The organism is Corynebacterium sp. HMSC06C06 (genome assembly GCF_001807295.1).
In the GTDB taxonomy this organism is placed as follows: Bacteria; Actinomycetota; Actinomycetes; order Mycobacteriales; family Mycobacteriaceae; genus Corynebacterium; species Corynebacterium striatum.
This window is the reverse complement of record NZ_KV788471.1, coordinates 47,157-60,615: the sequence shown is the minus strand read 5'-3', so window position 1 is coordinate 60,615 and position 13,459 is coordinate 47,157. Positions and strand designations below refer to the sequence as shown.

Below are 13,459 nucleotides of genomic sequence, written 5' to 3'. Positions count from 1 at the left end.
TACGAAAGGTCCTTCATGCTTTCTTCTCATCGCCGCTTGGTACGCCTGAGCGCCGTCGTTGTGGCCAGCAGCCTACTGCTTTCTGCCTGCGGCGAAAGTGAATCTGCCAACTCCCGAATCATTCAGGGTTTGCATCAAAAGAAGCCGAGGGAACCCATCACCCGTGCGATGAGCGATCTTGTGTCTTCCGAGGTGGCTAAGGGCCTGGGCACCGACAAGTACGGCCTGCCCACCGCACATGGCGCCCCGTTGGCTTCTGGTGCCTTAGAAAAGTGCCCCGATTTCAAAGGAGATACCTTCCAGGCCATTGCGGATTCCCAGACGCTGGAGGACCACGAAATTGAGGTCGACTACGGTCTCGACAAGGCCGACCTTTCTTCGTGGGACGGTATGTGCGCGCCCATCAAGTTTGAGGGCAAAAACGTCTTTGCGACCGTGGCCACCGTTCCTTATGCGTCCAACGGCAATGACGTCACTGGGCCGATGCTCTACATCTTCGACGGCCACAATGGCACGCCACTGGTCACGCAGCCTTTCGATTTGCCCCAAGAATTTACAGGCACAAAGCTGTCCGATTTTGCTGTCTCGCAGGTTGGCGAAGAACTGGTGTTTTCCCAGTCCGATGTTGCAAAATCCGCGGCCCCGCGCATCTTCGCGCTCTCCCTGGCTGACGCCACAACCAAGATACTTGAGCAGCCTAAAGCTAGCGGTGAGCAGCACCGCTTAGAGGAGTTTCCACTGGGTGAGACATACGTATATCTAGTTCAGCGGACGGGCGAGGAAGGCGACCAGCTCCAGCTCATCGATGCGCTGAGCGGTGAGGAAAAGGTACTGGTCGACGCCAATGCTCCTGGATTCATCGACGGGGAACTGCCACAGGAGACAAAGGGCTACACGTTCCTCCACAACAACGACTTTGTGGTCGGCATCTCGGATAACGCGGCACGCCCCACCTTTGTTTATGATGAGGCTCATGGCGCGCGCATGCTTGGCGACGCCTTCCCCACCGCCAACCCCGATGACCCCGCCAAGGTCACGAGCCCTACCGGCACTGTGGTGCGCAACAAGCTCACTCTGTTGGATAAAGACGAGGGAATCCGCGTGATCGACCTCGCATCTGGGGAAATGATCAAGGTAGTCTCGAACGAAGACATGACCAAGATCTTTGAAACCGAGGATTACAAGGAAAAGGGTATCTCCGCGATTTCGGATGGTGCGTCACTCTACCTGGCCACTGGCCAAACACAGGAGTCCACCGAACGCTACAAGGTCAATCTGGAAACGCTGGAGATTGAGGAAAAGCAGCCCAAGGTCGTGCCGCTTTTCGATACCCAAAACTTGTTCTATTCCGGCTCAACGCTTTTTGCCAACTTTGGTGAGTCTGGTGGCACGATTCCGGCCACCGGCATCCACGCCTATTTTGACTAGGCCCAGCTAGGTTTAAGGCTAAAGCCAGCCGCAGTAGGGCTCAGACAGGCCGCCGCCTAGCGCAGTTCGCGCTGAGCCCCGTCCAAGCGGCGGGTAACGCCCTTTTCGTCCAGGTATTCCAGCAGCGGGATGGCCACGCGGCGGGTAGTCCCCAGCGCCTGTCGCGCCTGGGACGTACTGAAAGGCTGGTCGATGCCTTGCAATCGCGTGCGCGCCTCAGCCACGGCCGAGGGCAACAACACGACGCCGTCCTTCAGGCGCAGGATTCGCCCGGCACGCTCGGCTGCGGCGAGCTCCTTGTTCCCCAGACGCAGATCCTTAAGATCCGCAGCTTCTGGTGCGGCGAAGGGTTCCTTGTGGAGCCGCTGTTCTAGCTTGGCGACGCCCTCCTCCGCAGCGCCAAGCGACGCCACAGCACCAGGCACCCGGATTGCGCCCTCGACGGACTCCAACTTGGCTGCCGCCACCGCAAGGTTGAGCAATGCATCTTCGCTAAGGCCCAAGGCGTCGCGTGCCGCGCCGCGAGGCAGGCCCACCGCGAGGGGGTTCGCGGCGGCGTGATCGGCTACGGCGCCGCTCAATTGCTGCTTCCACTGCCCCACTTGTGCTGCGGTAATCCACCACTTACTAAACGCGATGACACCGGCGGGCGGGGCGTCCACGGTGTAGCCATCGCGGCGCAAGTCTTCGATGAGGGCGTAGCCGCGTTGTTGCAGGGTCAAGGCGGGGCTCTTGTAATCTTGTTGCCCGGCGAGCTGCTCGGCCCAGCGCGCTGCCGCGCCACGGCGCCGCAGCTGCGGTGGGTTCAGGTCCACGACCTCGACGCCGGCGAGCACGTGGCGTGCGCCGGGGCCTCGCAGCACAAAGCGGTCGCCAAGTTCTAGCGCGAGCGGCTGGCTCAGGCGGATGCGTGCGAAGTCGGCGCTAAGCGGGCGAACGTGCGCCTCGACGCCAGCGGTACCAGTGTGAGCCACCAAATCCTGCGCGATTGCGTCAAGGGCATCGCCGGAGGTGCGCCGAACGTCGAAGAGCTCTGCCTGTCGCCACGTGCCGGGGCTGAGCAAGGCATCTCCTCGGCTAATCGCCGCGGCGTCGATTCCACGAAGATTGACCGCCACGCGTGTCACGGGTGTGGCAGCCTCCACTGCGGTGTTCTCGCTGTGGAGACCACGGACCTCAACGGGCGCCGTGCCAGACGCGTTGAGCAACTCGAGGCTGTCACCAACTCTCAAGGTGCCAGCCGCGAGCGTGCCGGTAACTACGGTTCCGGAGCCCTTAACGCTAAATGAGCGATCGACCCACAGTCGCATACGTTGTTCGGGGTCGGGGCTCGGTGCGGCAGCGAGAATCTCATCAAGCGCGGCACGCAGCTCATCGATGCCCTCGCCGGTCTTGGCGGAAACGGTGAGAATGGGGGCGTCGGCAAGCGCGGTGCCGTGCAGCTGGCGGCGCACGTCCGCCTCGACCTCCAAGCGGCGCGCCGTGTCGGCGCGATCGGCACGCGTCAAGGCCACCAAGCCGTGGCTGATGCCAAGAGCTGCAATCGCATCGCGGTGATCGGTGGACTGGGCCTGCCAGCCCTCATCTGCTGCAACCACGAAGAGCACCACGGGCGCGGGGCCGATGCCAGCCAACATGTTTCCAAGAAAACGTTCGTGCCCCGGCACGTCCACGAAAGCGACATCTGCGCCGGAGGGCAGACGCGTCCACACAAAGCCCAGATCGATGGTGAGGCCGCGGCGCTTTTCCTCTTCCCAACGATCAGGTTCCATGCCGGTAAGTGCCCTGGCCAGGGTGGATTTACCATGGTCAACGTGGCCTGCCGTTGCGACGACGAACATCTACTTCTCCCCTTGTACCTCGAGTGCCTGTTGTGCGGCAAGTGCCTGTTGTGCGGCGAGGATGGCATCGATGAGCTGAGCATCCTGCGCTGGCGGGATACAGCGCACGTCGACAAGGCACTGCCCCTGATGTACGCGTGGCAGGACTGCTGGTTCACCTGTACGCAGGTGCTGCGCGAACTGCTCCGGCAAAGACACAGCGAAGCCTTCGAGAGGGTACTCGGGCGCACCGCCGCCGCCCACACGTCCAGCGTGAGTTGTGACCTGCCCACCTACTGCGGCGGCAATGTCTTGGGTCCGTCTTTCGTATTCCGCTAGATCGATGTGCAAGCTTTCTTGGACCGCATTCGATGGCGCATTAATCGCCGCCTCGAGTGCATTCAGGCGCAGCTTGTCGATGCGCACCGCGCGGGCCAGCGGATGCTTCTTAATCTTGGACAGCGCTTCCTTGGTGCCCAAGATGATTCCGGCTTGTGGGCCGCCGAGCAACTTGTCCCCAGAGGCAATAACCACGTCGGCACCAGACGCCAGCTGCGCCTGCAGATCTGGTTCTTCGGGCAGAGCCGGGTCTGGTACAAGCAGCCCCGAGCCTAGGTCCACGATGAGATGTACACGCTCGCCGGACGCACCTAGCTGTTTGTTGTGCCGTTTTAGAAGCTGCTGCAGCTGCGGCACGTCCACGGAGGTGGTGAAGCCTTCGATGCGGAAGTTGGAGGGATGCACCTTCAGGATTGCGCCGGTGTGGGTGCTCAACGCGGATTCGTAGTCGCTGAGGTGGGTACGGTTCGTGGCGCCGATTTCCTTGAGTCGGGTACCCGAGGATTCAATAAGCTCTGGCAGACGGAATCCAGCCCCAATCTCGATGAGCTCGCCGCGGGAGATGATAACCTCTTGTTGCGGCGCAAGTGCTGCCGTGGCCAGCAGCAATGCGGATGCACCATTGTTAACCACGAGGGCATCTTCGGCGCCTGGGCATGCGGCAAGCAGTGCAGAGATTGCGCCGCGGCCACGGTTTTTGGAACGCACTCCAGCGGGCAGATCCATCTCGACGTCTGTGTAAGAAGCGGCGTCGCAAAGCGCTGCTTTAGCAACCTCTGGCAGCGATGCACGCCCAAGATTGGTATGGACGATGACCCCCGTGGCGTTGAGCACTGGACGCAGGCTATACGGGCGGGCCGAAGCGAGTACGCGTGCTACCTCTGCGCGCACATCCTGCGGGGCGATCTCAGCACGCTGAGCGCGGCCAACCACGCCTTTAATTAGTGCTTTTAGCGCATGTTCCGCAAGCCTAAGCCTCGCAGCTTTAGTCTCTGGAAGGCGGAGAAGTTCGTCGGTACGCGGGATGTTGCGGCGCTCATCTTGCTGCCGCGAATCACTGTGGCCTGTCACAATCGCTCCTTGATTTAAAGCTATCGAAGCCAGAGAAGCCACAATCGCAAGATAAACGGGCGCGACATGGCGGGCGCCAGCTCGAGAGGTTTTGGCGGAGACGGACAGGAATCGAACCTGCCAGACCGAGATGCTCGGCCTCACCGGTTTTGAAGACCGGGGCGCCCACCAGGACACGTACGCCTCCGTTGCGAAAGCTTACACGTAGGAGCCCTTCCCTTGGTGCCATGCTTCACTTTGAACGCACAAACACGTCAATCTCTAGGTGAGGTGCCCAGCGATGTGGCCTGCTGGGCTTAAGTTCCGTTACCGCGCGCCTTCGCTGCTGCTTTTAGACGATGGGTAGGGCATTCGCTGGGGTTGTAGACTCAGTTGCATGACTGACATCTTGTTAACCTCATTCGCAGCAGGTGGCGGATGCGCCTGCAAGATCCCTCCCGGCGAGCTGGAATCGGCAGTTGAGGGCCTCATTGGCAAGGCCGATCCCAACGTGCTCGTCGGCTTGGACGACGGCGACGATGCCGCCGCAGTCAAGATTCAAGACGGTCTCGCTGTTATTTCCACGGCCGACTTTTTTACGCCGATGCTCAACGACCCTTATGACTGGGGCCGAGTAGCTGCCGCTAATGCGCTTTCCGACGTCTATGCCATGGGCGGCACCCCAGTAACCGCCATCAACCTGGTGGGATGGCCGCGTGAGGTCCTGCCCCTAGATATCCTCCGCGAAGTGCTGCGCGGCGGCATGGATGTGGCAACGCAGGCCGGCATTTCGGTTACCGGCGGCCACTCTATTACCTCGCCTGAGCCAATCTACGGCATGGCAGCGACCGGCATCGTGGCGCCGGAGAAACTCATGCGTAACGACTCCGCTGAGGCGGGTCTGCCGATTACGCTGACCAAGCCCATTGGAGTGGGCATCCTCAACAACAAGCACAAGGCCACGGGTGAGGTTTCCCAGGCTGCCGTCGATTCGATGACAGCACTCAACAGGGACGCTTCCCGCGCAGCTGTGGAGGCTGGCATTTCGGCGGCTACCGACGTCACGGGCTTTGGCTTGTTGGGTCACCTCTACAAGATGATGCGTGCCTCCGGGGTCGCTGCTGAGCTCGACTTCAGCGCTGTGCCGGCCGTCGAGGGTGCCAAGGAAGCGCTGGCCGAGGGCTTCATCCCCGGTGGCTCCCGCCGCAACCTAGACTGGGTCCACCCGCATATAACCAACGAGGCTGGCCTGAGCGAAGAAGAGCTGGTCTTCCTCGCTGATGCACAGACTTCCGGCGGTCTGCTGCTCATCGGTGAGGTCCCTGGCTACCCGGTCATCGGACGCACCGTGGCTCACGATGGTTCTGAGGACAGCGCCTTCATCACCATCAAGTAAGACTGCGGTTTCGGCCGTGGCCTGCTGGACCGTCTAGGCCTTCTTCTTAAACAGGCGTGATACCCACCCGGACTTTTCCGCGGTGGGGTGCGTGCCGAGGATCTTCTCGCCGCGTCGGAACACAAACGTCATGCGCGCGCCCTCGCGGGTGGGCTCACCGATGAGCTCGTGGCCCGCTGCTGTGGCGTCATCCGGCACGTTGCGATAGGCCTGCGGGCAATCAGTGGTTACTTCCAGGGTCTGTCCCGGCTTGAGGCCATGCAATGCCGCCAATGTGTGAATGACCGGGTACGGGCACGACTCGCCGCACAAGTCGATTTCAAAATCAGGTGTGGTCACACTAGGTCCTTAAATTTGTTAACAGAGCTCAGTTTTGCGGTGTTTTCTTTACGCGCTACGTTTTCTTTACGCGCTACGGCTGTACTGGGATTCTAGACGCGCACGACGGTCGCCACGGCGAGGTGCTTGAAGTAGCCACCACCCCACGAGCAGAGCCAAGGTCAGTGCAAGTGCGGGCCATGGGCCAAAGGACTCATAGAAGTTGAGCTTCCAGGAGTTTGCCACCAAGGTGTCGTAAACGCCCCAATGATCCCAGCCATAAGCCAGTACCGTTGCGCCGATGACGTTTCCGGCAAAGGCAACCCACGCAACCAGCTGGCCCTCCATTGCGCGGTACATCATGCCGGTCTCGCAAGCGCCAGCCATGATGATGCCCAGCCCGAAGAGGAAGCCGCCGATCACGGTTCCCCATCCTGCCGGCTTCGTCAGCGGCTCCATTCCGGTTCCCAGCAAAACAAAGAAGGTCACGATGACGGCCGCGGCCAAGCCAATAATCAGCGAGTCCGCGAGCTTGGTCTTCTTGGTCACCCACAAGTCGCGGAAGGCCGCAGTAAAGCAGATCTGACCGCGCTGGATGAGGATTCCGAAAGCCAAGCCAAAGACCACGGCTGCAGCCAACATGTTCTTGCCCGTCATGAAGTAGACGATGGTGACCACGGCCATCACCGCGCACATCCCGATGGCAATGACGAGGTGGCGGATACGGCGGCGTCTTAAAGCACCAGCGTCACCGGCGTCCTTAGCCTGGGCCGGGCGCGGGTGCGTGGGACCACGCCACCAGTGTTGCTTGATCACCTGCACCCCGACCCAGGTACCTACCGCAGTCATCACGGTGAAAATCCACGCGTGCAACGAGAACTGTGGAATGCCCGTGAACATCGCCGCGAGGTTGCAACCGTAGGCCAAGCGCGCGCCAAATCCGGCAACGATGCCGCCCACCAAGGCTTGTGCCCACCGGCGCTTGAGCGGCGGAATGCGCCACCGGAAATCCCCTGCTGCCAAGGCCGCGATGAGTGAACCAATCAGCATCGCAATGACAATCCAGCCGTCAGTGCGCTCAAGCGGATTGCCCTGCATTTTGGTTACTTCTGCATAGTATTTCCAGCCCTTAATATCAGCGCCGAAGGCCTCCACTACGTGGCCGCCAAGGCGCGTGAACTCGCCGGTGACTGCCCAAACAGTCCCGGTGATGAGGAAGTACAAACCAGACAGGATGCCCAACACGGCAAAGACTGGTCCTGGGGCGAGTCCCACGCGGGTGCGATAAAAAGCGTCATAAGACTTCTTGTCATACGAGCGCAAACTACGAGAAGGGGTAGACATCCTTTTTCTTCTTTCACAATCCAAGTCGCGGCGTGTGCTTTACGTCTAGAAAGAGATTAGGCGGAGCCCACCGATTGAGAAACATTAGGGTCCACGAGAAAAGCCCGCGCTTGATAGAACTTCGGGTTCTGGCAAGCGCGGGCTTGAGGGTTTTCGCGCAAAAGCGCGAGAAGCATGCGCGGCTTAGTGCTTGGAGGTGACCACCGAGTGGGCCAGGCCTTCTTGCGCACGCTTGCGCGCGGCGCGACGCTTTTGTGGTTCGATGGTGGTCGCAGGATCCTTGACCGCCTCGATCCCCGCGTTGAGCACGCCGAAACGGGTGCAGGCGGAACCCGCCATGAGCGAAAGGCCCGAGAGCACGGAGAGGGTCCGGGACTTCGTGGCCGCTGCCACGGCGGTGCCCACGCCACCAGCGGCGATGAGGTACTCGCTGGCTTTCATGAGCTTGCCTGGCTTGCCCTTGTGCAAAGGAGCCACGGTCTCTGGTTCCATGTTCTCTTCCATGATCTTGGTCGCGGCCAAGTCACTAGCAGCGGCGGCCATGCCCAAGGCACGGGCTGGGCCGGCATGCTCGACTGGGGTGAACACCATGGCGCAGCCAGACGCGGCCGCCGACGCCGAGGAAACAAAGACATAGGCCAAGTGCTTCTTGGTGTCGTTCCACGTCGGGTTCGAGGTGTTGCCCAAAAGCACTGCGGTATAGCCCGCCAAAGGACCGCCCAGCACACCGGCAACAACACCAGCAGGACCAGCCGCAGCGCCCAGTGCTTTGCGGGCAAAGCGCGGCAACGGCAGCTTCTGCTTAGTGAGTTTGTCGGCTTCATACAATGCAGGCAACGACGCAGCAGTGGCGAAGGAGCCCAGAATCCACGAACCCACGCTCATCGGCGAGGTCACCTTGAATACGCGGAACATGTTGAGCAAGCGCTCAGGGCGGCCAAGGTCAAGGACCAAGAATACTGAGCCACCAGCGGCGGCGCTGAATGCAGCAATGCGGGTGCTGCACGCCAAAGGCTCATTCTTCGTGGCAGATGCACCGGCGGCCAGCAAAGCGGAGCCGCCGGAAAGGCCGCCTAGGAACAGGTAAGCGCCAATCGGCCACTCCCATGGCGGAGCCTTGACCACGGGTTTGCCGTAGTAGGAGGAAAACTCGAAGTCCTCCGCCATGCGCTCTTCCTTGGAACCGTCCTGCGCACCGGCGCCAGGACGCTTACGCTTCTTCTTCGGCTTGGTGCCATCAAACTTGCGGTAGCGGTTCGCACGCTCTTCTTGCGGCGGGCGGTATTCGTCGAATTCGCTCACTTGCGGCCTCCCATCACGAACGCACCGGCAACGGCCAAGGCCATGCCGCCGATAGCTTTAGCTGCGGTCTTGTACATCTGCGGCAGGTCCGCAGTGGGCACACGTGGGTCTGGCGGCAAGCCGTAGACCTCCGGCGAATCCAGGATAAGGAAGATAGAGCCGGTGCCACCGACGCCGTCCTCGCGGTTGGCGCCGTACAGACGTGCCTCGGTCAGGCCCTGCTCGTGCAGAACTTTGACGCGCGCCTCGGCTGCGGCCAGCATCTCCTCGTACGGGCCGAACTGAATAGAGTCAGTCGGACATGTCTTGGCGCAGGCTGGCTGCTCGCCGATCTTAAGGCGGTCGTAACACATGGTGCACTTCTGAGCGACGCCGAGATTCTTAATCGGCATCTTCTCGCCCGGCGTGTGGTCCTCGCCTTGCGGCTTGAGCTGCGCGAGCTTCTTGAAGACGTTGATGCCCGCGTGATCATCGTGCTGGTAGTCCACGGTGGCGGTCTTATCGGTCTTCAGTGTCACGCCACCGTCGTCGCGGCGCTCGATAACACCGAAAGGACAGCCGGCAACGCAGGTGCCGCAGCCATTGCAGACGTCATCCTGGACAACCACGGTGCCGAACTCAGAGCGGAACAGCGCGCCCGTTGGGCACACGTCCAAGCAACCGGCGTTGGTGCAGTGCTTGCACACGTCGGAGGACATCAGCCAGCGAAAATCGCCGGTATCCGGCGGAGTGGTATCCACCGCGGCGGGCTGGGTGCCAACCCCCGGCATGCCGAGAGAGACCAGCTGGCGGCCTTCCTCGCGCGCCTTTTCAATGCGATCATTGTCCTGCTCGATAAAGGCCACGTGACGCCATGTATTCGCGCCCAGCGAACCGGTGTTGTCATAAGAGTCACCGGTGACCGCATAGCCCTCAACCGGGTTGCGGTTCCATTCCTTACAAGCCACCTCGCAGGCCTTGCAGCCAATACAGATCGAGGTGTCCGTAAAGAAAGCCATGCGGTTGTAGGACTCGTAGCCGTGCTGATCGGCTTTTTCAGTAAGCAAATTAGCCATGAGCTCTACTCACCTACCCTTCTTTGCCTTCATAGTCGGCTACGTTGCCGGCGGTGTCATCAGCGCCGGTGTTTTCGTCCTTGGAATTAGCACCCTTGTCTTCGGGATTCAGCGTGAAAGCATCGTCGACGTCGACAAGCTGGTTACCGGACTCCAGGTCGAGGTGCGCCTTCTCTTGGTATTCCTTGAGAAGCTCGATGCGGGCATGTCCGCGCGGACGACGACCCGGACGGATATCGCAAGCACCAATCTTGGAGTTCTGGATCCACACGTTCGGCTCAAGGGTCAGACCCAACAGGTCGTTGGCGCCGTCGCCAGCTACCGGCGTGGTCTCAGACTCGCCGTAGTGGTACGGGATACCAATCTGGTGGAAGTCCTCGCCGTTGATCTTCATTTTCTGCACACGGCCGGTGACCAGCACCTGTGCTTCGATGACGCCACGCGGCGAGACGATGGTCGCCCAATCGCCGTTGGTCAGACCACGCAGCTGCGCGAGCTCCTTGGAAACCTCGCAGAACAAGCCCGGTTGCAGCTCTGCCAAGTAAGGCAGGCGGCGCGACATAGCACCGGAGGTGTACATCTCGGTCAGACGATACGTGGAGAACACGAACGGGAAGACCTCTGCACCAGGCTCCCCTGGCTCAGGACGCGACAGGTTGTCAGGACGCTTAATGGTCAGACGCGTCGGCGACTGCTGCTGCTTGTAGAGCAGGTTGTGCACTGGGGACTCATGCGGCTCGTAGTGCGTTGGCAACGGGCCGTCGGAAAGCCCCTTCGGCGCAAACAGCCAGCCCAGGCCATCAGCCTGCATGATGAATGGGTCATCACCATCGAGCGCTGCAGGACCGACGGCGTCGACAGGCGCGCGATAGTCCGGCGCCTTGTTGACTGGGAAGTCAGGGACGTCGTCGCCGACCCACGCGGCCTTGGCCTCATCCCACCAGATGTACTTCTTGCACTCCGACCACGGAGTGCCGTCTGGGCGGGCGGAAGCACGGTTGTACAGGAGGCGGCGGTTGGCCGGCCATGCCCAGCCCCACTCCAGAGCGACTTCGTTTTGCTCGGAACCCGGGACCTTCTTGGCGGCATGGTTGATGCCGTCCTTGAATACGCCCGTGTAAATCCAGCAGCCGCCGGAGGTGGTGCCGTCGTTCTTCATCTCGACGAAGGCCGGCAACAGCTGGCCCTTCTTCGGTCCGTCGAGGTAATAGCCGTTGATTTCCTTCAGGATCTCCTCGGAATCCGGCTCGCCTTCCGCGTTTTCTGGGTAGTCCCAGGTGATCTTCTGTACCGGCAGATCGCGCGGATCGGTCGAGTCAGCCAGGCGCTCCTTGATCTTCTTACCCAGCTGGTAGAAGAACCACAGGTCGCTTGTGGCCTCACCCGGCGGGGTGACCGCCTGAAAACGCCACTGCAGCATGCGTTGCGTCTGGGTGAAGGTGCCCGCCTTTTCCACGTGGGTAGCAGCCGGCATGAGGAAGACCTCGGTGCCGATGTCCTCGGTCTTGAGTTCGCCGTTCTTAATCTCCGGCGAATCCTTCCAGAAGGACGCAGTCTCAATCTCTTGGAAGTCACGGACTACAAGCCACTTCAGCGCAGCCAGGCCACGGCGCTGCATACCGCCGTTGGACTGCGCCACTGCTGGGTTCTGGCCAAAGACAATGTAGCCCTCAACCTCGTGCTCGAGCATGGCCATGAGCGTCTCATAGGTGGAGTGCGCACCAGAGATGCGTGGCATGAGGTTGTAGCCCCACTCGTTGTCCTTGGTCGCAGCATCGCCCCAGTAGGACTTCATGAGGGAGACGGCGTAGTTCTCACCGATCTGCCAGAAGCCCTTCTGGTCTTCCTTACGGAAGCTGTCCACGTACTGCTTCCAGTTCTGCAGAGCCACGTGTGGCATCGGCAGGTAGCCCGGCAGCGAGTTGAACAAAGTCGGGATATCGGTTGAGCCTTGGATGGACGCGTGTCCACGCAGCGCCATGATGCCCGAACCCGGACGGCCGACGTTGCCCATCAGCAGCTGCAGGATCGCAGCGGTACGGATGAACTGTGCGCCCAGGGTGTGCTGGGTAAAGCCCAGTGCATATGCGAAGCACGTGGTGCGATCCGGCTTGGAGTTATCCGCGATGGAGTTAGCCAGGTAGAAGAAGTCCTCCTGCGAGATACCGCAGGTCTCCTCCACCATCTCCGGGGTGTAACGGGAGTAGTGACGCTTGAGAATCTGGAACACCGAGTTCGGGTGCTGCAGAGTCTCGTCTTTCTCCACGTTCCACGAAGAACCCTCCGGCTTACGGACATACTGCCACGAGTCGGTGACGTACTTGCCGGTCTCTGGATCATAGCCAGAGAACAAGCCATCCAAGTCCTCCGTGTCCTGGTAATCAGGGGAAATGATAGAGGAGGCGTTGGTGTACGAGACCACGTAATCGTGGAAGTAAAGCTCGTTGTCGAGCATGTACTTGATGATCGCGCCGAGCAGGACCACGTCAGTACCGCCGCGAATGCCGATGTGGCGGTTCGCGAAAGCCGAAGTACGGGTGTAGCGCGGATCCACGTGGATGATGCGCGCGCCGCGCTTCTTGGCCTCGACTACCCACTGGAAGCCCACTGGGTGGCACTCGGCCATGTTAGAACCCTCAATGACGATGCAGTCCGCATTCGCCATATCCTGCAGCGGTTGGGTCGCGCCGCCGCGGCCAAACGAAGTTCCCAAACTGGGAACAGTGGCAGAGTGTCAAATACGAGCCTGATTTTCGACCTGTATCGCGCCCGTGGCGGTAAACAGCTTCTTAATCAGGTAGTTCTCTTCGTTGTCCAAGGTCGCACCGCCCAGGCCAGCGATGCCCATGGTGCGGTTGAGGGTACGGCCCTCTTCGTCGGTGTCCTGCCAGTGCGCTTTGCGGGATGCCACAAAGCGATCGGCAATCATGTCCATGGCGGTCTCGGTATCGAGGTACTCCCACTCCGAGGAGTACGGCGCACGGTACTTGATCTTGGTCAGGCGCGTCGCAGAGTTGATCAGCTGCTCGGAAGCAGAGCCCTTGGGGCACAGTCGGCCGCGCGAGATTGGGGAATCTGGGTCGCCTTCGACCTGAATGACTTTGTTGTCCTTGACATAAACGCGCTGGGAACAGCCCACTGCGCAATAAGGACACACAGATTGCACGACGCGATCCGCCTCAACGGTCCTGCCGTGGAGCTCTTTGCTCTTCTTCGACTGGGTGCTCAAGTCCCTGCCGAAGGCGTCCTTGGAACGCACCTGGCGCACTACTGGCCAGTTGAGAGGACTAAATTTAGACATACAGTCAAAGTTAGTGCTACCTAGCCTCTAAAGCTAGAAAGGTGTACCTAAGTAGCAACTTTCGTACGTCCCCGGCTGGGCCCGGCTTGCTTAGCCACCACGCGGA

Annotated in this window: 9 protein-coding genes and 1 tRNA gene; 2 read left to right on the top strand and 8 right to left on the bottom strand. The window is 60.7% G+C overall.

What is annotated here, in order from left to right; all coding sequences use genetic code 11:
• Positions 1-15: 15 nt before the first annotated feature.
• Positions 16-1,428 carry a hypothetical protein gene (locus HMPREF3153_RS01845; RefSeq protein ID WP_141740893.1) on the top strand — a complete coding sequence of 471 codons (1,413 nt, stop codon included), beginning with the start codon at positions 16-18 and terminating at the stop codon, positions 1,426-1,428.
• A 56-nt stretch (positions 1,429-1,484) separates the two neighbouring features.
• Here the strand turns inward: HMPREF3153_RS01845 and selB are convergent, their stop codons facing one another.
• The 3 genes from selB to HMPREF3153_RS01830 form a co-directional block, all read right to left on the bottom strand.
• Positions 1,485-3,269, bottom strand: a complete 1,785-nt coding sequence (selB, locus tag HMPREF3153_RS01840) for a selenocysteine-specific translation elongation factor (RefSeq protein WP_070419866.1) — start codon at positions 3,267-3,269, stop codon at positions 1,485-1,487.
• Positions 3,270-4,658, bottom strand: coding sequence for an L-seryl-tRNA(Sec) selenium transferase (gene selA / locus HMPREF3153_RS01835; protein ID WP_070419865.1), 1,389 nt, complete (start codon positions 4,656-4,658; stop codon positions 3,270-3,272).
• A 92-nt stretch (positions 4,659-4,750) separates the two neighbouring features.
• Positions 4,751-4,845 (bottom strand) — tRNA-Sec (locus HMPREF3153_RS01830).
• A gap of 189 nt (positions 4,846-5,034) precedes the next feature.
• On the opposite strand from HMPREF3153_RS01830, the gene selD reads away from it, so the two are divergent.
• Positions 5,035-6,033: a selenide, water dikinase SelD gene (selD, locus tag HMPREF3153_RS01825; RefSeq protein ID WP_049062647.1), complete on the top strand. Its 999-nt coding sequence runs from the start codon at positions 5,035-5,037 to the stop codon at positions 6,031-6,033.
• Positions 6,034-6,066: 33 nt separating this feature from the next.
• Here selD and yedF read toward each other — a convergent pair whose 3' ends face one another.
• From yedF to fdnG, 5 genes are all read right to left on the bottom strand, one after another.
• A complete protein-coding gene (yedF, locus tag HMPREF3153_RS01820; RefSeq protein ID WP_070419864.1) occupies positions 6,067-6,372 on the bottom strand; it encodes a sulfurtransferase-like selenium metabolism protein YedF in 306 nt (101 codons plus the stop codon).
• A 66-nt stretch (positions 6,373-6,438) separates the two neighbouring features.
• The gene (gene yedE, locus HMPREF3153_RS01815; RefSeq protein ID WP_083280921.1) at positions 6,439-7,695 is read right to left on the bottom strand and encodes a selenium metabolism membrane protein YedE/FdhT; all 1,257 of its coding nucleotides are present in this window, start codon (positions 7,693-7,695) and stop codon (positions 6,439-6,441) included.
• Positions 7,696-7,878: 183 nt separating this feature from the next.
• On the bottom strand, positions 7,879-8,997 hold the full coding sequence (nrfD, locus tag HMPREF3153_RS01810) for an NrfD/PsrC family molybdoenzyme membrane anchor subunit (protein ID WP_070419863.1): 1,119 nt from the start codon (positions 8,995-8,997) through the stop codon (positions 7,879-7,881).
• The gene (locus tag HMPREF3153_RS01805; protein WP_005531846.1) at positions 8,994-10,052 is read right to left on the bottom strand and encodes a 4Fe-4S dicluster domain-containing protein; all 1,059 of its coding nucleotides are present in this window, start codon (positions 10,050-10,052) and stop codon (positions 8,994-8,996) included. Before HMPREF3153_RS01805 ends, nrfD begins: the two co-directional genes overlap by 4 nt.
• Before the next feature lie 13 nt (positions 10,053-10,065).
• Positions 10,066-13,353, bottom strand: a complete 3,288-nt coding sequence (gene fdnG / locus HMPREF3153_RS01800; protein WP_246817145.1) for a formate dehydrogenase-N subunit alpha — start codon at positions 13,351-13,353, stop codon at positions 10,066-10,068.
• Positions 13,354-13,459 lie beyond the last annotated feature (106 nt).

Bases quoted from the DNA above. Each gene is read 5' to 3' on its own strand.
- HMPREF3153_RS01845 (WP_141740893.1), top strand. From the start codon at position 16: ATGCTTTCTTCTCATCGCCGCTTGGTACGCCTGAGCGCCGTCGTTGTG.
- selD (WP_049062647.1), top strand. From the start codon at position 5,035: ATGACTGACATCTTGTTAACCTCATTCGCAGCAGGTGGCGGATGCGCC.
- yedE (WP_083280921.1), bottom strand. From the start codon at position 7,695: ATGTCTACCCCTTCTCGTAGTTTGCGCTCGTATGACAAGAAGTCTTAT.
- selB (WP_070419866.1), bottom strand. From the start codon at position 3,269: ATGTTCGTCGTCGCAACGGCAGGCCACGTTGACCATGGTAAATCCACC.
- HMPREF3153_RS01805 (WP_005531846.1), bottom strand. From the start codon at position 10,052: ATGGCTAATTTGCTTACTGAAAAAGCCGATCAGCACGGCTACGAGTCC.